The organism is Allobrachymonas wangyanguii, from assembly GCF_045055315.1.
GTDB classification, from domain to species: Bacteria; Pseudomonadota; Gammaproteobacteria; order Burkholderiales; family Burkholderiaceae_C; genus Brachymonas; species Brachymonas wangyanguii.
The window spans coordinates 628,593-651,426 of the sequence record NZ_CP173677.1 but is presented as its reverse complement, the minus strand read 5'-3'; the positions used below and the strand labels follow the sequence as shown (position 1 = coordinate 651,426).

21 protein-coding genes are annotated in these 22,834 nt (G+C 63.5%); 3 read left to right on the top strand and 18 right to left on the bottom strand.

Annotated features, from left to right (window positions below):
* Positions 1-8: 8 nt before the first annotated feature.
* From ACI3EV_RS03065 to ACI3EV_RS03020, 10 genes are all read right to left on the bottom strand, one after another.
* The gene (locus ACI3EV_RS03065; RefSeq protein WP_329769956.1) at positions 9-284 is read right to left on the bottom strand and encodes a type II toxin-antitoxin system Phd/YefM family antitoxin; all 276 of its coding nucleotides are present in this window, start codon (positions 282-284) and stop codon (positions 9-11) included.
* Between the two features lie 110 nt (positions 285-394).
* Positions 395-820 (bottom strand): DUF2442 domain-containing protein, encoded by a 426-nt coding sequence (locus ACI3EV_RS03060; RefSeq protein ID WP_329769957.1) that lies wholly within the window; start codon positions 818-820, stop codon positions 395-397.
* Positions 813-1,103 (bottom strand): DUF4160 domain-containing protein, encoded by a 291-nt coding sequence (locus ACI3EV_RS03055; protein ID WP_405198026.1) that lies wholly within the window; start codon positions 1,101-1,103, stop codon positions 813-815. Before ACI3EV_RS03055 ends, ACI3EV_RS03060 begins: the two co-directional genes overlap by 8 nt.
* A 101-nt stretch (positions 1,104-1,204) precedes the next feature.
* Complete coding sequence (locus ACI3EV_RS03050; protein WP_337691451.1) at positions 1,205-2,332, bottom strand: acyl-CoA dehydrogenase family protein; 1,128 nt, start codon at positions 2,330-2,332, stop codon at positions 1,205-1,207.
* 57 nt (positions 2,333-2,389) lie between these two features.
* Positions 2,390-3,064 (bottom strand): SDR family oxidoreductase, encoded by a 675-nt coding sequence (locus ACI3EV_RS03045; RefSeq protein ID WP_337691453.1) that lies wholly within the window; start codon positions 3,062-3,064, stop codon positions 2,390-2,392.
* Positions 3,065-3,121: 57 nt separating this feature from the next.
* Positions 3,122-4,303, bottom strand: coding sequence for an acetyl-CoA C-acyltransferase (locus tag ACI3EV_RS03040; protein WP_337691455.1), 1,182 nt, complete (start codon positions 4,301-4,303; stop codon positions 3,122-3,124).
* A 5-nt stretch (positions 4,304-4,308) separates the two neighbouring features.
* Complete coding sequence (gene aceK / locus ACI3EV_RS03035; RefSeq protein WP_329769962.1) at positions 4,309-6,132, bottom strand: bifunctional isocitrate dehydrogenase kinase/phosphatase; 1,824 nt, start codon at positions 6,130-6,132, stop codon at positions 4,309-4,311.
* Positions 6,133-6,180: 48 nt separating this feature from the next.
* Positions 6,181-6,861 (bottom strand): carbonate dehydratase, encoded by a 681-nt coding sequence (gene can / locus ACI3EV_RS03030; protein ID WP_337691461.1) that lies wholly within the window; start codon positions 6,859-6,861, stop codon positions 6,181-6,183.
* A gap of 67 nt (positions 6,862-6,928) precedes the next feature.
* Positions 6,929-8,110, bottom strand: coding sequence for an isovaleryl-CoA dehydrogenase (locus ACI3EV_RS03025; protein WP_337691464.1), 1,182 nt, complete (start codon positions 8,108-8,110; stop codon positions 6,929-6,931).
* Positions 8,111-8,200: 90 nt separating this feature from the next.
* Complete coding sequence (locus tag ACI3EV_RS03020) at positions 8,201-8,617, bottom strand: MerR family DNA-binding transcriptional regulator (protein WP_329769965.1); 417 nt, start codon at positions 8,615-8,617, stop codon at positions 8,201-8,203.
* A 238-nt stretch (positions 8,618-8,855) separates the two neighbouring features.
* On the opposite strand from ACI3EV_RS03020, the gene ACI3EV_RS03015 reads away from it, so the two are divergent.
* On the top strand, positions 8,856-9,443 hold the full coding sequence (locus ACI3EV_RS03015) for a septal ring lytic transglycosylase RlpA family protein (protein WP_329769966.1): 588 nt from the start codon (positions 8,856-8,858) through the stop codon (positions 9,441-9,443).
* A 71-nt stretch (positions 9,444-9,514) separates the two neighbouring features.
* On the opposite strand, the gene ACI3EV_RS03010 is transcribed toward ACI3EV_RS03015, so the two are convergent.
* The 8 genes from ACI3EV_RS03010 to ACI3EV_RS02975 all read right to left on the bottom strand — a co-directional run bounded on the left by ACI3EV_RS03010 (position 9,515) and on the right by ACI3EV_RS02975 (position 18,258).
* On the bottom strand, positions 9,515-10,327 hold the full coding sequence (locus ACI3EV_RS03010) for a SprT family zinc-dependent metalloprotease (RefSeq protein ID WP_337691466.1): 813 nt from the start codon (positions 10,325-10,327) through the stop codon (positions 9,515-9,517).
* Positions 10,328-10,347: 20 nt separating this feature from the next.
* Positions 10,348-10,968: a D-glycero-beta-D-manno-heptose 1,7-bisphosphate 7-phosphatase gene (gene gmhB / locus ACI3EV_RS03005; RefSeq protein WP_329769969.1), complete on the bottom strand. Its 621-nt coding sequence runs from the start codon at positions 10,966-10,968 to the stop codon at positions 10,348-10,350.
* A gap of 20 nt (positions 10,969-10,988) precedes the next feature.
* Positions 10,989-13,166 (bottom strand): glycine--tRNA ligase subunit beta, encoded by a 2,178-nt coding sequence (gene glyS / locus ACI3EV_RS03000; protein ID WP_337691470.1) that lies wholly within the window; start codon positions 13,164-13,166, stop codon positions 10,989-10,991.
* Between the two features lie 11 nt (positions 13,167-13,177).
* Positions 13,178-14,098: a glycine--tRNA ligase subunit alpha gene (glyQ, locus tag ACI3EV_RS02995; protein WP_337691472.1), complete on the bottom strand. Its 921-nt coding sequence runs from the start codon at positions 14,096-14,098 to the stop codon at positions 13,178-13,180.
* A 70-nt stretch (positions 14,099-14,168) separates the two neighbouring features.
* Positions 14,169-15,809 (bottom strand): apolipoprotein N-acyltransferase, encoded by a 1,641-nt coding sequence (gene lnt / locus ACI3EV_RS02990; RefSeq protein ID WP_337691475.1) that lies wholly within the window; start codon positions 15,807-15,809, stop codon positions 14,169-14,171.
* Positions 15,810-15,837: 28 nt separating this feature from the next.
* Positions 15,838-16,719: a transporter associated domain-containing protein gene (locus ACI3EV_RS02985; RefSeq protein ID WP_329769973.1), complete on the bottom strand. Its 882-nt coding sequence runs from the start codon at positions 16,717-16,719 to the stop codon at positions 15,838-15,840.
* A 109-nt stretch (positions 16,720-16,828) separates the two neighbouring features.
* Entirely contained in the window at positions 16,829-17,509 is a 681-nt protein-coding gene (locus ACI3EV_RS02980; protein ID WP_337691479.1) for a GNAT family protein, read from the bottom strand.
* A 242-nt stretch (positions 17,510-17,751) separates the two neighbouring features.
* Positions 17,752-18,258: a hypothetical protein gene (locus tag ACI3EV_RS02975; protein ID WP_337691481.1), complete on the bottom strand. Its 507-nt coding sequence runs from the start codon at positions 18,256-18,258 to the stop codon at positions 17,752-17,754.
* Between the two features lie 189 nt (positions 18,259-18,447).
* Between ACI3EV_RS02975 and hemE the strand changes: the two genes are divergently transcribed.
* Together hemE and priA are read left to right on the top strand one after the other, a co-directional pair.
* Positions 18,448-19,569 carry a uroporphyrinogen decarboxylase gene (hemE, locus tag ACI3EV_RS02970; protein ID WP_405198025.1) on the top strand — a complete coding sequence of 374 codons (1,122 nt, stop codon included), beginning with the start codon at positions 18,448-18,450 and terminating at the stop codon, positions 19,567-19,569.
* A gap of 1,134 nt (positions 19,570-20,703) precedes the next feature.
* A complete protein-coding gene (priA, locus tag ACI3EV_RS02965; RefSeq protein WP_337691485.1) occupies positions 20,704-22,827 on the top strand; it encodes a primosomal protein N' in 2,124 nt (707 codons plus the stop codon).
* Positions 22,828-22,834: the final 7 nt, after the last annotated feature.

Below are 22,834 nucleotides of genomic sequence, written 5' to 3'. Positions count from 1 at the left end.
CGCAGGGCTCAGCGCTTGGCCAGTTTGTCACGCAGGCGCGCAAGCACGGCTCCGGCAGGCGCGATTCGCCCTGCTTCCTCGTCTTGACGACCCAGCGCAAGAATCTTCAGCAATGCCAGCGTTTCCTGTGTTTCCTCATAACTGGCTACATCCTGCAGCACTGCCTTGGCCATGCCGTTCTGCGTGATGACCAGGGGCTGGCGCTCTTCCACCAAGGTGTTCAACACCTCTGCAGCATTGGCCTTCAGATAGCTCACCGGTTTGACTTGGGTTGAATAACGCATGGCCCCTCCTTGAGACCAAATATAGACTGTATTTAATCTTCTCACAAGTGCAAAAAAAGTGATCTGATCCTTGGAGTTTGGACAGTTCAAGCTACCAGCATCTCTTTATTTCAGGAGTCTGCCAAAGGCCTGGCCTTGCGTGGTCGACCACCCAGACGCCCATTAGCCCGCGCTGCTACCGCCTTGGCCGGCGAGCTGACGCGACCGCCCACAGCACCGATCTGCGCCATCCAGCGCTTGCTGCCGAACACCCCTTTGATCAGATGCGGTACATACAGATCCACATCCAGATCCGGCCAGTAGAGACCCAGACCAGCGCCCGTCACCTCGATCCTTGACAAGGCCGTAGGTGCTGCATCTGCCAGCCCTTGGGCATGCGCCACCGGAAATGCAAACGCACAGCCATTATCCAGTTCGATGCAGATACGACCCTCTTCATGACGCGCCGACAAGGCCAACGGGCCATGCGCAAGCAACTGCTCGCCACGCGCACTGGCCTGCAGGTAGTCGCTTTCGGTGATCAGGGATTCAGCCATGGATGTTCTCCCATTGTTGGCATAACTGTCCGATATGCCGTGTCAGATAGGCCGCCAGTTGCCGCAACTGCTGCAACGTAAATCCTTTCTGGCTGTACAGCTTCACTCTGGCCAGATCACACAGCAACTCGAACCTGGCATGTTCCTCCACACCCAGCACATGCACATGTGGCGGGCGATGGTCATTCGGATAAATCACGATACGCCAGGCCCGGAAGGGCGGAAGTACAGCAGGCATGTTCAATATAACCCAAGCAATCTTGGGTTTCAAGAATTCAGACAAGCCGCATGATAACAAATATGAATTCTTTTTTATTACATTTCATGAGGCGAGCACAAAAAAGCGGCCCGCAGGCCGCCCCATCAAATCACCTCACCAGCCACTCACAGCGCCCGGGAAATGATGATCTTCTGCACATCACTCGTGCCCTCGTAGATCTGGCACACGCGCACGTCGCGGTAGATACGCTCCACCGGGAAGTCGGCCGTCACGCCGTAGCCACCCAGGGTCTGGATCGCCACCGAGCAGACCTTTTCGGCCGTTTCGCTGGCAAACAGCTTGGCCATGGCCGCTTCCTTCAGGCAGGGCTTGCCGGCATCGCGCAGGCTGGCGGCGTGCCAGATCAGCTGGCGTGCCGCTTCCAGTTGCGTGGCGCAATCGGCCAGGCGGAAAGACACCGCCTGGTGCTCGATGATCGGCACGCCGAAGGCCTCGCGCTCCTTGGCGTACTGGATGGCAAAATCCAGCGCGCTGCGCGCCATGCCCACGCTCTGCGAGGCAATGCCGATACGGCCGCCTTCCAGCGCGCTCAGGGCAATCTTGTAGCCCTCGCCTTCCTCGCCGATCAGGTTCTCGGCCGGAATGCGGCAGTTGTCAAACAGGATCTGTGCGGTATCGCTGCTGTGCTGGCCGAGCTTGTGCTCCAGGCTGGCGACTTTCCAGCCCGGGTTGTCGGTGCCCACCATGAAGGCGCTCAGGCCCTTCTTGCCGGCAGCCTTGTCGGTCACGGCGATCACCACCGCGGCCTGGCCATGCTTGCCGCTGGTAATGAACTGCTTGGTACCGTTGATCACGTACTCATTGCCGTCCTTCACCGCCGTGGTGCGGATGGCGGAAGCGTCGGAGCCCACGTGCGGCTCGGTCAGGCAGAACGCACCCAGGATATCGCCACGCGCAGCCGGCACCAGCCACTGCTGCTTCTGCTGCTCATTGCCGTAACGCATCAGGATCGCGTTGTACGGGCAGTTGGTCACGCTGATCGCCGTGCTGGTACCGCCGTCACCGGCAGCGATCTCTTCCAGCACCAGGGCCAGCGTCACGTAATCCAGGCCGGCTCCGCCGTACTCTTCCGGTACGCAGATACCATAGGCACCCAGCTCGGCCAGGCCCTTGTGTGCTTCCTTGGGGAAGGTGTGCTCCTTGTCCCACTGGGCGGCATTGGGCCACAGCTGTTCTTGTGCAAAGGCGCGAACGGCATCGCGCACCATTTCCTGGTCCTGGGTCAGCAGCATGGCTTTCTCCTCGTGTTCTGTTCTTGAAAAATTCTCGGGATGACAGGCAGGTGCGACTTACCAGTCCAGCGCCTGGCCATCGTATTGCAGGAAGCCGCCATTGGCCGGATTGCTCTCCAGCACCTGGCGCATGCCACGCGCACTGTCCTCGACCTTCACCGGCGCCTCGGCACCGCCCATGTCGGTCTGCGTCCAACCCGGATGCAGCAGCACCATGGTGCTACGCGGGTAATCAAAACGGGCCGATGCCACGGCCATGTTGAGCGCCGTCTTGCTGACACGGTACAGCCAGCTGTGGCTGCTGTCGGCAACGGCAATGCTGCCCAGAATGCTGGACACGAAAGCAAAGACGCCACCCTGGCCGCCCCGCCCTGCTTCTACCAGCGGTGCCACCTGCGGAATCACCTGCATCGCACCGAGCACGTTGGCGTGCATGATCTGGTCAAAGTCCTGCTGCGTTGGCGGGCTCAGCGCATCACCGCGGCCGGGCACTCCCGCCACATAAATCGCCACATCCAGCGCCACACCATCCAGCTGCCAGCTCAAGCCGCTGACACTGGCCGGATCAGCCACATCCACACGCAAGGTCTGGGCCACGCCCAGTGCTTCCAGCCGGGCCAGTCCGGCATCATCCCGTGCGGTGGCAATCACCTGATCGCCATTCGCCACATACTGGCGCGCCATCTCGTAGCCAATGCCACGCGAGGCCCCTATCAGCAACACCTGTGCCATGCTGTCTCCTGTCTCAGGCAGGGCGCTGCCCCATGGCAGCCGCCCTGCGGTCTGGCATTACACCAGTTCGATACACATGGAAGTGCCTTCACCACCGCCGATACACAGCGTGGCCAGGCCCTTCTTCAGGCCGCGCGCCTTCAGCGCGTGGATCAGCGTCACCACGATACGGGCACCGGAAGCGCCGATCGGGTGGCCCAGCGCGCAGGCGCCGCCGTTCACGTTGACCTTGTCATGCGGCACGTTCAGCTCGGCCATCAGCGCCATCGGCACCACGGCAAAAGCCTCGTTCACTTCCCACAGGTCCACGTCCTCGACCTTCCAGCCGGCCTTGTCCAGCGCCTTCTTGGTAGAACCAACCGGAGCGGTGGTGAACCAGTTGGGCTCCTGCGCGAAGGCGGCGTGGCTGACGATGCGTGCCAGCGGCGTGCAACCCAGCTCCTTGGCCTTGGATTCGGTCATCAGCACCACGGCGGCAGCGCCGTCGTTGATGCTGGAAGAAGCGGCAGCGGTAATCGTGCCGTCCTTCTTGAAGGCGGGACGCAGCGTCGGGATCTTGTCGATCTTGATCTTGCCCGGACCTTCGTCGGTGTCGATCACGCGCTCGCCCTTGCGATCAGCCACGGTCACCGGCACGATCTCGTCCTTGAAGGCGCCAGCAGCGATGGCGTCCTGCGCGCGCTGCACGCTGGCCATGGCAAACGCGTCCTGCTGCTCGCGCGTGAAGTTGTACTTCCCGGCACACTCTTCGCCGAAGGTACCCATGCTGCGGCCTTCCTCGTAGGCATCTTCCAGGCCGTCCAGCATCATGTGGTCATACACCTTGTCGTGACCGATGCGGTAGCCGCCACGTGCCTTCTTCAGCAGGTAGGGGGCGTTGGTCATGCTTTCCATGCCACCGGCCACCAGGATGTCGGCGCTGCCGGCCTTGATGGTGTCGGCAGCCATCATGATGGTCTGCATGGCAGAGCCGCACACCTTGTGCACGGTCACGGCAGCGGAAGACTTGGGCAGGCCAGCCTTCAGCGTGGCCTGGCGCGCCGGCGCCTGGCCCTGGCCAGCCATCAGCACGTTGCCGAAGTAGACCTGCTCGACCTGCTCGGGCTTCAGGCCGGCCTGCTCGACGGCAGCCTTGATCGCCACGGCACCCAGATCGCTGGCAGACAGATTGGCAAAGTCGCTCTGGAAAGAGCCCATGGGGGTGCGCTTTGCGGCGACGATAACGATGGATTCAGCCATGCTTTTTACTCCTGTGGGGTTGGCAGGTCCTGCTGGCGGGAAAACCGCCGATCCTGCTCATAGGGAAATACATCCAGCACTTCACCACGCTGGATGCGCTCTTTGTGCGCCTGCCAGAACTGGGGGTCCAGCAGGTCGCCGTGGTATTTCATGAAGACTTCGCGCACGGCATCGTTGCCGAGCAGGAAGGGCCCGAAGGTTTCGGGGAATACGTCCTTGGGTCCGACGTGATACCAGATCTCGCCCGACATCTCGTCTTCCTCGTTGCGTGGCGCTGGCACCTTGCGGAAATTGCAGTCGGTCATGTATTCGATTTCATCGTAATCGTAAAACACGACCTTTCCATGACGCGTGACGCCAAAGTTCTTCCACAGCATGTCGCCCGGGAAGATGTTGGCCGCCACCAGATCCTTGATCGCATTGCCATATTCGATCACGGCATGCTCCATCTGGTGGCGCGCCTTCGGGCTGTCCAGGCCGGAATCGAAGGATTCCTGCAGGTAGATATTCAGCGGCACCATGCGGCGCTCGATATAGACATGCTTGAGGATGACCTCCTGCTGGCCATTGCCGTCGCGGTCGGAAATCTCGATCTGGCTCGGGGCGAACTTCTGGATTTCCTCGATCAGCTCGTCCTCGAAACGGTCGCGTGCAAACGCCACCAGGCTGTACTCCATGGTGTCGGCCATGCGGCCCACGCGGTCGTGGTCGCGTACCAGCTTGTACTTTTCCTTGATCAGTTCGCGCGAGGTGTCCTTCTGCGGCGGGTAGTAGTCCTTGATCACCTTGAACACATAGGGGAAGGACGGCAGGTCGAACACCAGCATCACCATGCCCTTGATGCCGGGGGCGATGCGGAACTTGTCGGTGCTGTGCAGCAGGTGGAACAGGAAGTCGCGGTAGAACAACGTCTTGCCCTGCTTGGCCAGGCCGAGCGCGTTGTAGATCTCGGCGCGCGGCAGGCGCGGCATCAGGCTGCGCAGGAAGTGCACATAGGCCGAGGGGATCTCCATGTCGACCATGAAGTAGGCCCGCGCAAAACTGAACAGCGACTGCAGGTCGTTCTCGCCAAACAACGCGGCGTCGATGTACAGCTTGCCGTTCTCGTTGAACAGGATCGGCAGCGAAAACGGCACCTCGCGGAAGCTGTTGACGATCTTGCCCACCACATAGGCGCCCTTGTTGCGGAAGAACAGGTTGGACAGCACCTGCACCTGGAAGTTGGAGCGCAACCGGCCATCGCCGATCTGCGCCAGGAACAGCGGCTCGATGCGGCTGATGTCGGCGTCCAGGTCCTCGAACGGGGCATGCAGGCCGTAGTCCAGGATCAGCGTTTCCAGGCAGCCGCGCAGCTCGCCAGCGCTCTTCGGGTAGTAGGCACGGTAGGACGTGACCTTCACGTCCGGCTGGCATTCGATGTACTCGGTGCTGATGGCAGGCAGCACGAAGACGAAATCGTTGTGGAAATAGCTGCGGTGCAGGATCTTGGTGGTGACCGAGTTGAAGAAGGTCTCGGCCAGCTCGGGCTGGTGGTGGTTGACCAGCAGCCCGATGTAGATCAGCTTGGCATGTAGCCAGACATCCATCGGCAGGTGCTGGGCGCGGAATTCGCGCTCCAGCCGCAGCACGCATTCGCGCACGCGCATGTCGTAAAAGGCAATGCGTTCGCGCTGGGCGCGTTGCTGACCATGCCAGTCCTGGATCTCGAAACGCTGCTTGGCGCGCGAGGATTCGGCACGGAACAGGCGGTAGTGGCGGTCAAAACCGTCCACCATCGCCTGGGCGATATCGGTGGCCAGGGTGGCGTCGTCAGTGGTCTGCGGGATCATGCTGTCTCCGGATGTCCTGCTATTGTCATGAAATGGCTTGTATAGCCATTATCCGCAGTATTTCTGCTCCCAGTGCTCCAGCGCCGCCAGATAGGCTTCCTTCATGTCGGCCGCATCGCCAGCCGTCATGTGCATGTCGTGGATCAGGCCATCGCTGATGCCATAGACCCAGCCGTGCAGCGTCAGGTCCTGGCCGCGCGCCCAGGCATCGGTTACCACGGTGGTCTGTGCCACCTTGATCACCTGCTCGATGGTGTTGAGCTCGCACAGGCCGTCGAGCTGACGCTCCGGCACCACGCGTTCCATGCGGCGGATATGGCGATCGTAGACATCGCGCACGTGGCGAATCCAGTTGTCGGCCAGGCCGACGCGCTGCTCGTGCAGCGCCGCCGCCACGCCACCGCAACCGTAATGGCCCACCACCAGCACGTGCTTGACCTTGAGCTGGTCAACCGCGTACTGCAGCGTGGACAGACAGTTCAGATCAGTCGGCACTACCACGTTGGCCACGTTGCGGTGCACAAACACCTCTCCCGGATCCAGACCGGTGATCTGGTTGGCCGGTACGCGGCTGTCGGAACAGCCAATCCACATGTATTCGGGATTCTGCTGGGCCAGCAGGCGCGAGAAGAAGCCGGGGTTTTTGACGACCTGCTGCTCCGCCCAGCACCGATTGCTCTCGAACAGGTTTTCCAGGTTATCGACTTTCTTCTTGGCTGTGTCTGTCATGTGCTTCCTTGTTGTTCCATGGAAAAAAGCCCTGTCCGGGGGGACAGGGCCTGGCTGCATGCCGGTCTTACATGGTTTCTGCGAACAACTCGCGACCAATCAGCATGCGGCGGATCTCGCTGGTGCCGGCGCCAATCTCGTAGAGCTTGGCATCACGCCACAAGCGACCCAGCGGGTACTCGTTAATATAGCCGTTGCCACCGAAGATCTGGATGCCGTCACCGGCCATCTTGGTTGCCATTTCCGCCGTCCACAGGATAACGGATGCGCAGTCCTTGCGCACCTGGCGGGCATGGCCGCCACCAAGGGCATCGAGGTTTTTGCCGATGGTGTACAGGAAGGAGCGGCCCGCCTGCAGCAGTGTGTACATGTCGGCGACCTTGCCCTGGATCAGCTGGAATTCGCCAATGCTCTGGCCAAACTGCTTGCGATCGTGGATATAGGGCACGACGTTGTCCATCACGGCCTGCATGATACCGACCGGGCCAGCGGCCAGCACGGCGCGCTCGTAGTCCAGGCCGCTCATCAGCACCTTCACGCCGCCGTTGAGCTCACCCAGAATGTTCTCGGCCGGCACTTCCACGTCCTGGAACACCATCTCGCCGGTATGGCTGCCGCGCATGCCCAGCTTGTCCAGCTTCTGTGCCGTGCTGAAGCCCTTCATGCCCTTCTCGACCACGAAGGCGGTGATGCCGCGTGCGCCCAGCTCGGGCTCGGTCTTGGCATAGACCACCATGGTGTCGGCGTCAGGGCCGTTGGTGATCCACATCTTGCTGCCGTTGAGCAGGTAGTAGCCGCCCTTGTCCTCGGCCTTGAGCTTCATGCTCACCACGTCCGAGCCGGCACCCGGCTCGGACATGGCCAGCGCACCGATGTGCTCGCCGCTGCACAGCTTGGGCAGGTATTTCTGCTTCTGCGCCTCGTTGCCGTTGCGCTTGATCTGGTTCACGCACAGGTTGGAGTGCGCGCCGTAGCTCAGGCCGATGGCGGCGCTGGCGCGGCTGATTTCTTCCAGCGCGATCATGTGCGCCAGGTAACCCATGTTGGTGCCACCGTATTCTTCGGGCACGGTCATGCCCAGCACGCCCAGCTCGCCGAATTTCTGCCACAGGTCCATCGGAAACTGGTCCGTACGGTCTGCCTCGGCAGCGCGCGGGGCGATTTCAGCCTGGGCAAAGGTGTATACGGCGTCGCGCAGTGCGTCGATGTCTTCGCCGAGCTGGAAGTCGAGTCCGGGCATGTTGCTCATGGGTGTCTCCTGTGTGGTCAGTGGTGTATGCCGAAATTGTATGACGTTGACGTAAACGTCAAATACAGGTTTCCCCTAATACCTGCGGGGTCAAGTGCTTTTTTTTGTCGAGGCCGGCTCCATCTGCTGCAGCACGGTGCGCGCCTCGTCCTCGTGCGCCTTCACCTCATCGAGGTTGGCCTGCAGCTCGGCCAGCTGTGTCTCCAGCTGGCAACGGTGGTGCGCCAGCGTCTGCAGGTACTTGCGCAGCTGCGGGGCCGTATCACGCGGGCTTTCGTAGAGATCGATGATTTCCTTGGCCTCGGCCAGGCTGAAACCGAGGCGCTTGGCACGCAGCGTGAGCTTGAGATGGATGCGGTCACGCGGGGAATAGATGCGCACGCGCTGCCCTGCCCCTTCGCGGCGGGGGTTCAGCAAGCCCATGTCTTCATAAAAACGGATGGCACGGGTCGTCAGGTCAAATTCCTTGGCCAGATCGCTGATGGTGTAGGTGGTGCCGCTTGCCATGTCTTGTCTCACTCCTGGATCTGCCCGCAGATCTTGTTGTATTTATCGTCTGTATTTATGGATTGGGATTGTAGGTCGCGCATGGCCGGAAGCAAGTCCCCGGGCGCTAGCCGTTTTCAGGACAAAGCTGTCAATAGGCTGAAAAATGCATGAAGATCGCATCTTTTATGCCATTTTTTCGTGTCAAACGCCACAAAAAAGTTGCGAAGTCCTTCAACGCGGGGTAAATTTTGCCCCTATGACTATTTCCACCACTCTTTCCGGCGCCCGTATCGTGCTGTCCCGGGTGCTGAAAACCGCTGCTGCCGTGGCGCTTTCCACCACCCTGATGGCACCGGCCGCCGCCCAGTCCGACAAGTTCGAACTGGCTGCCCCCGCCGCCGACAGCTTCTCCAAGGCCCAGAACCTGCGTGACCGCAAGGCCGAGGCCGTGCTGCCGAACGAGAAGACCGTCACCTCCCTCAGCAAGCCGACCGAGCTGCACGCCGACACCCAGGTGGCGTCGTTCCAGCAAGGCAGCGCCTCCTGGTACGGTGCGCAATTCCACAACCGCCTGACCGCCAACGGCGAGCGCTACAACATGAACGCCATGACGGCTGCCCACAAGACGCTGCCCTTTGGCACGCTGGTGCGCGTGGAAAGCCCGACCACCGGCAAGTCCGTGATCGTGCGCATCAACGACCGTGGTCCCTACGCCAAGGGCCGCATCATCGACCTGAGCCGTGCCGCTGCCACGCAGCTGGGCGTGAAGGACATGGGCGTGTATCGCGTGAAACTGTACAAGGCCGGCCAGAACGGCAAGAAGGGCAAGCGCATCAGCTCCTGATCGCGTCCTGCACCCGACAAGCGCCCTGCGGCTGATCGCCCAGGGCGTTTTGTTTTGGCTGCTTCAGGCGTTCACCACTGCGGCAGGCGTGCGCGTGACAGCCAGTCGCGCTGTTCGCGATAGTGGGGCATCAGCTGCTCGACCAGCGCCCAGAAGCGCGGGCTGTGGTTCATCTCGCGCAGGTGGCAGAGTTCGTGCACCACCACGTAATCGAGCACTGCCGGCGGAAAATGCAGCAGGCCCCAATGCAGGCGAATCACGCCGCGCGCACTGGCACTGCCCCAGCGCGTACGCGCATTGCTCAGGTGCAGCGCCGTGCAATGCACGTCCAGCATCGGCGCATAGACGGCAACGCGCTGCTGCAAATGGCGCAGCGCCTGCTGCTGGAACCAGGCCAGCGTGACGCGCCGCATGTCGGCTGCCGTGGCCTGCGGCGGCAGGCTCAGCGTCAGGCTGGCGGACGCATCCTGCACGCCGGGCTGCCAGTGCGCCAGGCTGGCGAGCCGGGCCTGGGCGCGCGCCGAAGGCAGTTTGCCAGCCGATGCCGGCTGTTCGCACAAGAGCACCCGGGCCGGCTGCCCCAGCACCTGCAACTGCATGCCGTGCTGCCAGTGCAGCGGCTGCATGGCCGCCTTGCCAGCCAGATAATGCTCGCGCAGCTTGCGCAGGATCCAGGCAGCCTTGGACAGCAGCACATGCTCGACCTGGCCCCGCGTGACCCAGAAAGGTGCTGATACCGCCAGACCGTCCTGGGTGATGCGCATGCCCAGCGTGCGGCGGTGGCTGCGCTGCAGCCGGTAACCAATGTCCTGGCCCTCCAGCACCAGCTGGCAGTTGGCCTGCGGGTGCTGCAGCAGCGGTTCGGAGCGGGTGGACTCGGTCATGCGGATGCTGCAGCCGGTGTTCAGGGTGTCAGGCCAGCCGGACTGCCGGCGGCCACCTCAGCCTGTGCTGCTTCTTCTTCGAGCAGCAGGGTGCGGGCAAAATCGAGGAAATCGCTGTGCACGCGCGTATGGGGCGGAAACGCCGGGTCCAGCGGCTGGTCACGCCAGATTTCGCCTTCACCGGTGCAGACCAGGTGCACCATGCAGCCGGCCGCCGAGGCTGCCTGCACGTCACGCAGCGCATCGCCCACGGCATGGATGGACGACAGCTCGACGCCGTAGCGCTCGGCAATCTCCAGGAACATGCCGGATTCGGGCTTGCGGCAACTGCAGGCTTCTTCCAGGCTGTGCGGGCAAAAGAACACGGCGTCGATACGGCCGCCATGCGCCTGCACCTGGCGGTGCATGACCTCATGGATCTGGTTGAGCGAGGCCATGTCCATCACGCCGCGGCCCAGCGCCGGCTGGTTGCTGGCCACCACCACATGCCAGCCGGCACGCGCCAGCAGGCCAAGCGCTTCCATGGCGCCGGGAATCGGCTCCCACTCCTCCGGGCCCTTGATGTAGCCCTTGCGGTACACATTCAGGGTGCCGTCGCGGTCAACCACGATCAGCTTGAGGGGGGCTCTGCGCGGTGCCATGGCGGTGCTCCGGAATCCGTTCAGACGGCCAGGCGCGCCAGGTCGGCCACGCGGTTCATCGCCTGGTGCAGCATTTTCAGCAGCCCCTGGCGGTTCATGCGCAGGTCGTCCTGTTCGGCGTTGACCATCACGTCGTCAAAAAAGGTATCGACCGGCACGCGCAGCGCGGCCAGCGCCTGCAGCGATTCGGTGTAGCGGCCCTGCTCCACATGGGCATCGGCCTCGGGCAGGATCTGCTGCATGGCGGCAAACAGGTCTTTCTCGGCCTGTTCCTGCAGCAGCATTTCGCTGACGTGGGCATCGACCACCTGGCCGACATCGCCGGCCTTGCGCAGGATGTTGCCGATGCGCTTGTTGGCCGCAGCCAGCGCCTGGGCTTCGGGCAGTTGCGCGAAGGCGCGTACCGCATCCAGGCGCGCCGGGATCTCGCCCCAGGCCGGACGCACGGCGATCACGGCATCAGCCTCCTGTGCGCTGTAGCCCTGCTCGCGCAGGTAGCCGCCGATACGCTCGTAGATGAAGTCCAGCAGCTGCTGGTTGCTGCTGGCCGCATCGGGCAGCAGCGTGCCGAAGATGCCACCGACAGCGGTGACCAGCGTGGACAGGTCCAGCGGCAGGCGCTTTTCGATCAGGATGCGGATCACGCCCAGTGCATGGCGGCGCAGTGCGAACGGGTCCTTGTCGCCGGTCGGCAGGTTGCCAATGCCGAACATGCCGACCAGGGTTTCCAGCTTGTCGGCCAGTGCCAGCACGGTACCGGTCTGGTTGCGCGGCAGCAGGTCGCCGGCAAAGCGCGGCTTGTAGTGGTCCTCGATGGCCACGGCCACGCCGTCGCGCAGGCCTTCGTGGCGCGCGTAGTACTGGCCCATGATGCCCTGCAGCTCGGGGAATTCGCCAACCATGTCGGTCAGCAGGTCGCACTTGGCCAGTTGCGCCGCCTGCTGCACCTTGCTGTCGAGCACGTCGAAGCTGTCCTTGTCTTCCAGCGTGTAGGGGTGCGTGCCCAGGCGCAGCTGGTTGACGATGGCATGGGCGATCTGGCGCACGCGCTCGCTGCGCTCGGCCTGGGTGCCCAGCTTGTTGTGGTAGACCACCTTGGCCAGGCCGGGAATACGCTCTTCGAGCTTCTTCTTGCGGTCCTGGTCAAAGAAGAACTTGGCATCGGCCAGGCGCGGACGGATCACGCGCTCGTTGCCGCCGATCACGGCCGAGGCGTCATCGGGATTGATGTTGCTGACCACCAGGAAGCGGTTGGTCAGCTTGCCCTCGGCATCGAGCAGCGGGAAGTACTTCTGGTTGGCCTTCATGGTCAGGATCAGGCATTCCTGCGGCACTTCAAGGAACTCGGGTTCGAACTCGCAGACTAGCACCTTGGGACGCTCGACCAGCGCCGTGACCTCCTCGAGCAGCGCGTCATCGCTGATCGGGGTGTAGCCATTGCCCAGCTGGATCGCTGCCAGCTCCAGCTGGTGCGCGATATCGGCCTTGCGCTCCTCGAAGCTGGCGATCACGGCGCCCTGCTCGCGCAGCGTATCGGCGTAGCTGTCGGCATGGTCCAGCTCGATCGGCTCGGCCTTGGCCTCGAAACGGTGGCCGTGCGTCTGGCGACCGGACTGCAGGCCCAGCGCCTGCACCGGCACCACGCTGCTGCCATGCAGCGCCACCAGGCCGTGTGCAGGGCGCACGAACTGCACGCTGCTCCAGCCCGGCATCTCGCAGCCGGTTTCGAGCTGGTAGGTCATGACCTTGGGAATCGGCAATTTGGCAATCGCTTCTTCGAGCGCCTTCTGCAGGCCGCTGTCGAGCGTGGCACCGTCGATCACGCTGTCCAGGAACAGCGATTCGGCCTTGCCGTCCTGCTGGCGCTTGAGTTGCGGCACCGCATCAGCGCCTTTGCCGAGCGCCTGCAGCTTTTTCAGCAGCGCAGGCGTGGCCTGGCCATCGGCATCGAGGCCGACCGTGACCGGCATCAGCTTGAGTTGCACCGGCTTGTCTGCCGCCTTGGCCACCACGCGGGTGACATGGGCGGCCAGGCGGCGCGGGCTGGCAAACGGGGTAGCGACGCTATCGCCATTGGCCAGGCCTTGCGCGCGCAGCGCGGCCAGCAGGGAATCGGCAAAGGATTGGCCCAGCTTCTTCAGCGCCTTGGGCGGCAGTTCTTCGACAAACAGTTCTACGAGCAGATTGGGAATCGTCATGGTGTTCTTTCTCAGGCGGCCTTCTTGTCCTTGGTGGCGGCTTCCATCTGGGCCACCCATTCACGCGGTGCCATGGGGAAGCCCAGGCGCTCACGGCTCTCGTAATAGCTTTGCGCCACGGCACGCGCCAGGTTGCGGATGCGGCCGATGTAGGCTGCGCGCTCGGTGACGGAAATCGCACCGCGGGCATCCAGCAGGTTGAAGGTATGCGCGGCCTTGAGCACCTGCTCGTAGGCCGGCAGCGCCAGCTGCTGTTCGATCAGGTACCTGGCCTGCTTTTCGTGTGCGGCAAAGGCCTGGAACAGGAAATCGGCATCGCTGTGCTCGAAGTTGTAGGTGGACTGCTCCACCTCGTTCTGGTGGTAGACGTCGCCATAGGTCAGCTCATCGGTCCACTGCAGCTTGTAGACGTTGTCCACGCCCTGCAGGTACATCGCCAGGCGCTCCAGGCCGTAGGTGATCTCGCCGGTGGCCGGCTTGCAGTCGATGCCGCCAACCTGCTGGAAATAGGTGAACTGGGTCACTTCCATGCCGTTGAGCCAGACTTCCCAGCCCAGACCCCAGGCGCCCAGCGTCGGGTTTTCCCAGTCGTCCTCGACGAAGCGGATGTCGTTCTTCTTCAGGTCGAAGCCGAGTGCTTCCAGGCTGCCCAGGTAGAGCTCGAGGATGTTGGACGGTGCCGGCTTGAGCACCACCTGGTACTGGTAATAATGCTGCAGGCGGTTCGGGTTGTTGCCATAGCGGCCATCCTTGGGGCGGCGGCTGGGCTGCACGTAGGCGGCCTTCCAGGGTTCGGGGCCAATGGCGCGCAGGAAGGTGGCGGTGTGGCTGGTGCCGGCACCGACTTCCATGTCATAGGGTTGCAGCAGCGCGCAGCCCTGGGCGTCCCAGTATTGCTGCAGCTTGAGGATGATTTGTTGGAATGTCAGCATGAAATGTCCTGTCTGCCCGCGAAGGGGCCAATAAACCATTTTAGCGGGGGAATATGGCGCAGGGGTGGCATCAGCCGCGCGGGCGCGACGGACGCAGGGCAAACAGCGCCAGCAAGGCCGCACCCAGCAGCCACAGCGGCCACAGGCCGAGCTGACCGGCCCAGCGCGCAAACGGCGTCAGGCCCTCGCGGCCCTGCACCTGGCCACGCAACACGCCACGCTCCAGCCGCGGCAGCTCCTGCTGCACCTGGCCCAGATGGTCGATGATGGCGGTGGAACCGGTATTGGTGGCACGCAGCATCGGGCGACCCAGTTCCATGGCGCGCATGCGGCTGATATGGCGGTGCTGGTCGATCGCCACGCTGTCACCAAACCAGGCGATGTTGCTGACGTTGGCGAGGATAGTCGGGGCCTGGCCGGGATCGGTAAAGCTGACTGCCAGCTCTTCACCAAACAGGTCTTCGTAGCAGATATTGGGCTGGATGCGCTGGCCCTGCCAGAGCAGGCGCGGCTGGTTGGCATCGCCGCGCAGGAAGTTGCCCAGCGGCATCACCATCATGTCGACAAACCACTGGAAGCCGTAGGGCACGAACTCACCAAACGGCACCAGGTGCTGCTTGAGATAGCGGTATTCGGGCTGGCCGGACGGCGGCATCAGCACCTGCGACAGCGGCTGGCTGCCGGCCAGCACGGCACCGCCCGGCACCATGCCGACCACGACATTCGCCAGGCCGGTCTCGAAGGTGCCGGCCGGCGTGCCGATCAGCGCCGCCTGCTCGCCCGTGGCAAAGCGCTGCTGCATGGCCTGCCAGTAGCCCGGCGGCAGCTGCGTCGGCAGGATCGGCAAGGCGGTTTCGGGCAGCAGCACCAGCGGCGCCTGCGCTGCTGCCAGCTGCTCACCGTACCAGACCAGCGCGGCTTCGATGCCGCCGCTGGGCACGAATTTCTCGTCCTGCGGGATATTGCCCTGCATCAGCTCCACGCCCAGCGGCTTGTCGCCCGCCGGCATGGTCAGGCCGGGATTGACGCCTTCACGCAGCGCGATGCCGGCAAACAGCAGCAGCACCACGGTGGCAGAGGTCAGCAGGCCCTGGCGCACCGAAGCGTTGCGACCGTGCAGCTGGCGCAGCGCCAGCAGCGCCGCCAGCCAGCAGGCCAGGAAGCCGATGCCGTAGACGCCGATCCAGGGTGCCCAGCCGGCCAGCGGGCCTTCGACATGGGCGTAGCCCAGCGCGCCCCAGGGAAAACCGGTGAACAGCACGCCACGGCAAAGCTCGGCCAGCAGCCAGAGCGCGGCAAACAGCAGGCTGCCGCCCGCCCGCGTCGGCCCCTGCAGTGCCAGCCAGAGCCCGCAGGCCAGCGCGTAATACAACGCGAGCGCGCCGGCCAGCAACAGCACCGCCAGTGCCGCCACTCCCGACAGCATGCCGCCATAGACGTGCATGGAGATATACAGCCACCAGAAGGTACTGGCGAGCCAGACCGTGGCCAGCAGCCAGCCACGGCGGAAGCCACGGCGGAAACGCTGGCGTGGCGAATCGATAGGCGAGACGGAGCGCGCCAGCAACCAGACCGCGACAGCCAGCACCAGCGGCTGCAGCCACCACAAGGGCATGCCGCCCCAGGGCCAGGCGGTAGACCAGGCCAGCAGCACGCCGCACAAGGCCAGCAATAGCAGTCCGAGGCGTCCGGCAGGCAGCGTGTGTGTCATGGTGTCAGGGGCTAGCCGTAGCAGCGGCTCAGTAGCCGGCTTCGGGGTTGACCGCGCGAGAGACCTTGAACCAACGCACCGCACCGCCACGCGTGTGCATGACAACGAAGTTCAGGCCGTCCAGCGTGATGTACTCGCCGCGGCGCGGCACATGGCCCATTTCGTGGGCAATCAGGCCGCCAATGGTGTCGAAGTTGTCCGCATCTTCGGGATCGCTGCTGGTGATGCGCACCTCGAAATCCTCGTTGATGCGCTCGACCGGGGTATCGCCACTGACGCGGTAGGAGCCGTCGGCCAGGCTGTAGATATCGCCCTCTTCCTCGTTCTCGTCGAATTCGTCCTCGATCTCGCCGACGATTTCCTCCAGCACGTCCTCGATCGTGACCAGGCCGGCCAGGCGACCGAATTCGTCGATCACCATGGCCTGGTGGTTGCGCTTGACGCGGAATTCACGCAGCAGCTCGTTCAGGCCCTTGCTCTCGGGAATGAACAGCGGCGCGCGCAGCAGCACGCGGATATTCAGGTCGGGGGCGCGCTGCAGCTTGAGCAGGTCCTTGGACATCAGCGTGCCGATGATGTTGTCGCGCTCGCCTTCGAAGACCGGGAAACGTGAGTGCGCGGTGTTGATGACGGTCTTGAGCAGCTCGTCATAGCTGGCATTGATGTCCAGCAGGTCCATGCGCTTGGTTGGCACCATGACATCGCTGGCGGTCATGCCGGCGATGCGCAATACGCCCTCCAGCATGATGCGGCTGTCGGGGCCGATGACATCGTTGCTTTCGGCCTGGGCCAGGGTGTTGTAGAGCTCTTCCGGGGAGTCGGGTCCGGGATGCAGGAATTCGGCGATTTTTTGCAACAGGCTGCGTTTGTCCTCATGTCCCAGACTGGGGGAAGGCGAAGGGTCACTCACGGAATTGAAAGCACTGGCGTGCAGATGGTTGCGATCCCCCTAGGATACACAAAATCCGGGTCACCCGAATGTCAGGTGTGCCCGGATTCCTTCCGTCTGGGCGGCAGACTCAGAAATGCTGGCGCAGCAGCGGGTTGCCGAGCATGCCGAAGCCCTGCAGACGCTGCAGGAATTGCTGGTAGTTGCGCAGCTGCTTTTTCATGCGGTAGTCGGTATCGGCCACGCGCTCGTCCAGCGCTTCTTCCAGACGGCTGGCGCTGGTGGCTGCCGGCAGCGTCAGGTAGGCTTCGGACTCCTCGCCATCGCGCTCGACGCGGGCGCCGGCCTTGCGCGCGATGCGCAGCATCGGGCGGTTTTCGGTCAGGGCGTGGATGTAGAGCAGGTTCAGGCCACGGTTGCGACAATGCAGCACGGCACGATCGAACAGTTGCTGGCCCATGCCCATGCCGCGCAGGCTCTTGTTGACGGAGCCACCAAATTCGGCTGCCTTGCCATCGGGGCTGTAGCCCAGGTGGGCCAGCGCAACCAGGTTCAGGTTTTCGTCGTAATAGCCGTAGAGCTCGTCGCTGCCAAACTGCAGGCCGTTGACATAACGCTCGATATGGCGGTCACCGGCCAGCAGGCCGAACCGCAGGTAGCGGTCACGCTCGTCCAGCGCCAGCAGGTGCTCCAGCACCTTGTGGCGATGGTGTTGGGGCACTTCACGCAGCGGCACCTCGGTGCGGGCGCGCAGCGGTTGACGCGGGGGTTGCGCCAGTACGGCTTCAAAATCGGCAGCGGTAGTCGTCATGGAGGCTCCCTTGGCTGGCAGCGCGCCGGATGGGCCGTGCTGCTCAGTGGATACGGTCGCGCGGGTTGGCAACCGGACGGGACGAAGTATAGGGTTATCCCTGAATGCGATTCATGGAACCGACATAAACCCCTACGCAACGTAAGAAATCGCACACTTGTGCGATTCTGCTGTGGACCTGACGCCACAAATGACAAGGGGCACCCCGCAGGGTGCCCCAGTGACTATGCAGCTGACCGGGATCAGTTGCGCTCGGAATACTGCTTCATCTTGATCGCTGCGGCCAGCAGGGCCACGCCACCCAGCGCCTTCAGCAGGCCGGAGTTGTCGGCGTAGAACTCGCTCAGGCGCTGGCTCAGCTCGGGCTGCTGCTGTTGCGCCTCGTTCACGACCTGGGTCACCTCGGTCGGCGACAGCTGGGTCACGGCATCGGCATCAATCTGCTGCTCACCGGGCTTCATCACCTTCTGCAGCACACCGCCTGCCAGCGCTGCGGCTGCGGCCGGGCCCAGCGCCTGGATGACCTGGTTGATCAGGCCGGCCTGCTGCTGGTTGCTGGACTGGCCGAACATCTGGCCAACCTGCTCGCCAAGGCTGGGCGTGTCGTTGGCATCGAATGCCTCGCGCAGGCCTTCGCGCACGGTATCGCGCGGGGCTTCACGCACGATCTCGTCCACGTGGCTTTGTTGCGGCTGGCTGTTCTGGTTGAGGGCGTTGGCAATTTGCGAAAGCGCGTCTAGCAGTCCCATGGCGATCTCCTGGTCAATCAAAGAATGCGCCTGCCACGATGGCAGGGTTCAGGATCATTATGGGCAAGAGTTCATGACCGCCCGGCGAAATGGACGGCAAATCTGGCAAGTGTCTGTAACAGGCGCGATGCCGCGGTGCCGCACCGGGATGCTGCCGCTTTGCCGCCAATCCCTGCGACAATGCTGTGCATGAACGCTACGACTGCTTTTGCCCCCCTCCAGAACGATACCTTTCTGCGTGCCTGCCGCGGCCAGGCGACCGAGTACACGCCGCTGTGGCTGATGCGCCAGGCCGGCCGCTACCTGCCGGAATACCGCGAGACCCGCGCCCGCGCCGGCAGCTTCATGGATCTGGCCATGAACGTGGATTACGCCACCGAGGTCACGCTGCAGCCGCTGGACCGCTTTGCGCTGGATGCCTCCATCCTGTTCAGCGACATCCTGACGATTCCCGATGCCATGGGCCTGGGCCTGAGCTTCCAGCAGGGCGAAGGCCCGAAGTTCGAGAAGAACGTGCGCGATGAAGCCGCCGTGGCCGCGCTGGACGTGCCGGACATGGACAAGCTGCGCTACGTGTTTGACGCCGTGACCAGCATCCGCAAGGCGCTGAACGGCCGTGTGCCGCTGATCGGTTTCTCCGGCAGCCCGTGGACGCTGGCCTGCTACATGGTTGAAGGCGGCAGCAGCAGCGACTACCGCGCCGTCAAGAGCCTGATGTACAGCCGCCCGGACCTGATGCACCGCATCCTGGAAGTCAACGCACGCAGCGTGGCAGCCTACCTGAACGCCCAGATCGATGCCGGCGCCCAGGCCGTGATGATTTTTGACAGCTGGGGCGGCGTGCTGGCCGACGGCAAGTTCCAGGAGTTCAGCCTGGCCTATACCGAACAGGTGCTGGGCCAGCTCAAGCGCACCGGCCCGGACGGTGCCGACATCCCGCGCCTGGTGTTCACCAAGGGCGGTGGCCTGTGGCTGACGCAGATGAACCTGCTCGATTGCGACGTGCTGGGCGTGGACTGGACCGTCAACCTGGGCGCGGCCCGTGCCTCGCTCTGGATGCATGGCGAAGGCAAGGCACTGCAGGGCAACCTGGACCCGAACGTGCTGTTTGCCTCGCCCGACAAGGTGGCGGCCGAAGCGCGTGCCGTGCTCGACAGCTTTGGCACGCCGCACACCGGTGAAGGCCGTGGTCCGACCCACATCTTCAACCTGGGCCATGGCATCAACCAGTTCACCCCGCCGGAGAACGTGACGGCACTGGTGGAAGCGGTGCACAGCCATTCGCGCGCCATGCGCGTGGCCGCCGCCTAAGCGCGCCCTGCCCCCTGGACAACCGCTGGCCTGTGCCAGCGGTTTTTTTATGGCCAGTGCACAAGTGCATCGCCCATCTGGGGAAAACCGTGGCTGTCAAGCCCGGAAAATGCGGTTTCGAGGCTTGACAACGCAGGGTTATGCACAAATGCCGCTCCGCAGATCGATGCCGGCCGTGCTGCCACGTCACTTTCAACTTGGATTTGCAAGTTCTTGAAATTCAATCATTTTTTGATGGCTGCCCAGAATCAGCAAGTGGCTGCAAGTGCGCGATTTACCGTCTTGTCCAGTGTCTGCCCAAGGGATACCCACAAAGTTATCCACAGGGCACCAACAACATCCGGAAAAGCCAATCAGGACAAGCACTTGGGACCATCTGATGGAGCAGAATGACAAGGAAGCCGTTTAACTGTCATTCAGCCGTCATCCGTGCATTTCCACAACAGCCTGGGGCAGGCAAATCCGAGCATGGCTGGCGGATTTATGCACATCTGCCAGCACTGCCTCTGAACTGTCATTTGTGTTGCAGTGCAGCAGAATCAGCCCTTGGCAGATTCCGTAAGTTGTTGATTTTCATGAAATTCGTTTTTTGCCACTTATCTAGGCAAAACGCTGGAAGCCATGCAGGACGCGGACTTGGCGCATCGCTCCCAAGATCATCCACAAAGTTATCCACAGGAGCTGTGGGTGAGGCCCGGCCCTGTGGAAAGCCAGCAGATACGCGGCCTGCCAGCCACCCCCTCTCACAAGCCAGCAAGGGCGCGGGTTGGCGGGGAGCCTGTGCGCGAGGCCGCGTCCTTGCTGGCTTGCCGGCAGGCTGGATAAACGCACAGCCCAGCCTGGCAAAAAATTGGCGGCAATGGCTGCACCCGCACGATTTATCCCCATTTTTGTGCTAGCCCCTGTCATGGCACAGAAAAAGCCCGGCAGATTCCTGACGCAAACGCAAGTTATTGATTTTTATCAAATTTGTCTTTTTGCCCATTTTTGCCGCAAAGTGCTCAAAGCCTTGAAGGACGCGCACTTGCGCGCTCCACCCCCAAGACATCCACAAAGTTATCCACAATTGCTGGGGAATGTGCACAACTGTGCTTTTTGCCTCTGGAGCGGGCCGGAACGGGTAAAGTACCGGCCATGTCTTCCCTGCTTCCTGACGCCGCTGCCGGCGTTCCGGTGCCGGTGCTGGTGGCGCTGCCGGCGCACAGCCCACTGTCAGCCCGGCCCCTGCACTATCTGCACCCGCACGCCCTGCCGGCCGGCACGCTGGTGCGCGTGCCGCTGGGCGCGCGCCAGGTGCTGGGCGTAGTCTGGGACGGGCCGGAGCAGCCGGAATCGGACAGCGTGCAGCTGCGCGCCATCGGCGAGGTACTGGAAGCGCTGCCACCACTGGATGCCGGCTGGCGCCAGCTGGTGCAGTTCACGGCGCGCTACTACCAGCGCAGCATGGGCGAGGTGGCGCTGTCGGCGCTGCCGCCACAGCTGCGCGAAGTCGATGGCACGCAACTGGCACGCCGGCTGAAGAAGCTGGACAAGGCAGCTGTTGGCTCCGCAACAGAGCCGGCCGAAGCTCCGCTGCCCTTGTCGGCGCAACAACAGGCGGCGCTGGCCACGCTGCAGCATCAGCGCCTGCAAGCCCAGGGCCAGCCATTGCCACCGGCATTGCTGTTTGGCAGCACCGGCAGCGGCAAGACCGAGGTCTATCTGCAAGCTGCTGCGGCGCTGCTGGATGAGGATGCACAGGCCCAGGTGCTGGTGATGGTGCCCGAGATCAACCTGACGCCGCAACTGGAGCAGCGCTTTGCGCGGCGCTTTCCGCAACACCGCATGGTCAGCATGCACAGCGGCATGACGCCGGCGCAACGGCTGCAGGCCTGGCTGGCGGCGCATTTCGGCCAGGCGCGCATCGTGCTGGGCACGCGCATGGCGGTGCTGGCCTCGTTGCCGGGGCTGCGCCTGATCGTGGTGGACGAGGAGCACGACCCGAGCTACAAGCAGCAGGAAGGTGCGCGCTACTCGGCGCGGGATCTGGCGATTTACCGCGCCCACCATGCCGGCGCCGGCGTGCTGCTGGGATCGGCCACGCCCTCGCTGGAAAGCTGGCACCACAGTCGTCCTGCCGGTGATGGCGACGCCGGCGGACGTTATCTGCGCCTGTGCATGCCGGATCGCATTGGCGCGGCACCGCTGCCCAGGGTACGGCTGGTGGACATGCGGCAGCAGCCCTGGCAGACCGTATTCAGCGCCGCGCTGCTGGCGGCCATGGAAGAACGCATCGCGCGTGGCGAGCAGTGCATGGTGCTGCTGAACCGGCGCGGCTATGCACCGGTGTTGCACTGCGGCGATTGCGGCTGGAAGAGCGAATGCCCGCATTGCAGCGCCTACCGGGTATTCCACAAGCTGGATCGCACCTTGCGCTGCCACCATTGCGGCTTTACCGAACGTGTGCCTTTTGCCTGCCCGAGCTGCGGCAACCAGGATCTGCGCACGCTGGGCCAGGGCACTGAACAGCTGGAAGAGGCGCTGGCGCAGCAGCTACAGGACTTGCAGCGCCCCGATGGCAGCGCGATCCGCATCCTGCGCATGGATGCCGACACCACGCGCCATGCCGGCAGCCTGGAACAGCAGCTCGGCCAGGTGCATGCGGGCGATGTGGACGTGCTGGTGGGCACGCAGATGATTGCCAAGGGGCACGATTTCCGGCGTATCACGCTGGTGGCGGCACTGAACCCGGACAGCGCGCTGTTCAGCAGCGATTTCCGCGCACCGGAACGCCTGTTCAGCCTGCTGCTGCAGGCCGGTGGCCGCGCCGGGCGCGATGCCGCCATCGGCAGCCGCAGCGAGCTGTGGATCCAGACGCAGTTTCCCGAGCACGCCTTGTTTGCCGCGCTGCAGGCGCACGATTACCCGGCGTTTGCCGCGCAGCAGCTGGAGGAGCGCGCCGCCGCCGGCATGCCGCCGTTCAGCCACCAGGCGCTGGTGCGCGCCGAAAGCCGCGACCAGCAGCAGGCACAGGACTTCCTGAATCTGGCCTTGCACAGCCTTCAACAGTACGATCCGCAAGGTCTGGTGTTTGGCTATCCAGCGATTCCGATGACGCCGCAGCGCGTGGCGAACCGAGAACGCGCACAGATGCTGCTGGAAACCGACCAGCGCCAGGCCCTGCTGCGGCTGCTGCCGATCCTGTCCCAGCTGCTGCAACAGCACCGGCCACGCGGCATCCTGCGCTGGGCGATCGACGTGGATCCGCTGGCGATCTGAGCGGAGG

Excerpts from the sequence above, each read along its gene's own strand:
- priA (WP_337691485.1), top strand. The coding sequence starts at position 20,704 with ATGTCTTCCCTGCTTCCTGACGCCGCTGCCGGCGTTCCGGTGCCGGTG.
- ACI3EV_RS03015 (WP_329769966.1), top strand. The coding sequence starts at position 8,856 with ATGACTATTTCCACCACTCTTTCCGGCGCCCGTATCGTGCTGTCCCGG.
- glyQ (WP_337691472.1), bottom strand. The coding sequence starts at position 14,098 with ATGCTGACATTCCAACAAATCATCCTCAAGCTGCAGCAATACTGGGAC.
- ACI3EV_RS03010 (WP_337691466.1), bottom strand. The coding sequence starts at position 10,327 with ATGACCGAGTCCACCCGCTCCGAACCGCTGCTGCAGCACCCGCAGGCC.
- ACI3EV_RS03060 (WP_329769957.1), bottom strand. The coding sequence starts at position 820 with ATGGCTGAATCCCTGATCACCGAAAGCGACTACCTGCAGGCCAGTGCG.
- lnt (WP_337691475.1), bottom strand. The coding sequence starts at position 15,809 with ATGACACACACGCTGCCTGCCGGACGCCTCGGACTGCTATTGCTGGCC.
- can (WP_337691461.1), bottom strand. The coding sequence starts at position 6,861 with ATGACAGACACAGCCAAGAAGAAAGTCGATAACCTGGAAAACCTGTTC.
- ACI3EV_RS03025 (WP_337691464.1), bottom strand. The coding sequence starts at position 8,110 with ATGAGCAACATGCCCGGACTCGACTTCCAGCTCGGCGAAGACATCGAC.
- ACI3EV_RS03050 (WP_337691451.1), bottom strand. The coding sequence starts at position 2,332 with ATGCTGCTGACCCAGGACCAGGAAATGGTGCGCGATGCCGTTCGCGCC.
- ACI3EV_RS03065 (WP_329769956.1), bottom strand. The coding sequence starts at position 284 with ATGCGTTATTCAACCCAAGTCAAACCGGTGAGCTATCTGAAGGCCAAT.
- ACI3EV_RS03045 (WP_337691453.1), bottom strand. The coding sequence starts at position 3,064 with ATGGCACAGGTGTTGCTGATAGGGGCCTCGCGTGGCATTGGCTACGAG.
- ACI3EV_RS02980 (WP_337691479.1), bottom strand. The coding sequence starts at position 17,509 with ATGACGACTACCGCTGCCGATTTTGAAGCCGTACTGGCGCAACCCCCG.
- ACI3EV_RS02975 (WP_337691481.1), bottom strand. The coding sequence starts at position 18,258 with ATGGGACTGCTAGACGCGCTTTCGCAAATTGCCAACGCCCTCAACCAG.
- aceK (WP_329769962.1), bottom strand. The coding sequence starts at position 6,132 with ATGATCCCGCAGACCACTGACGACGCCACCCTGGCCACCGATATCGCC.
- hemE (WP_405198025.1), top strand. The coding sequence starts at position 18,448 with ATGAACGCTACGACTGCTTTTGCCCCCCTCCAGAACGATACCTTTCTG.
- ACI3EV_RS03040 (WP_337691455.1), bottom strand. The coding sequence starts at position 4,303 with ATGGCTGAATCCATCGTTATCGTCGCCGCAAAGCGCACCCCCATGGGC.
- glyS (WP_337691470.1), bottom strand. The coding sequence starts at position 13,166 with ATGACGATTCCCAATCTGCTCGTAGAACTGTTTGTCGAAGAACTGCCG.
- ACI3EV_RS03020 (WP_329769965.1), bottom strand. The coding sequence starts at position 8,617 with ATGGCAAGCGGCACCACCTACACCATCAGCGATCTGGCCAAGGAATTT.
- gmhB (WP_329769969.1), bottom strand. The coding sequence starts at position 10,968 with ATGGCACCGCGCAGAGCCCCCCTCAAGCTGATCGTGGTTGACCGCGAC.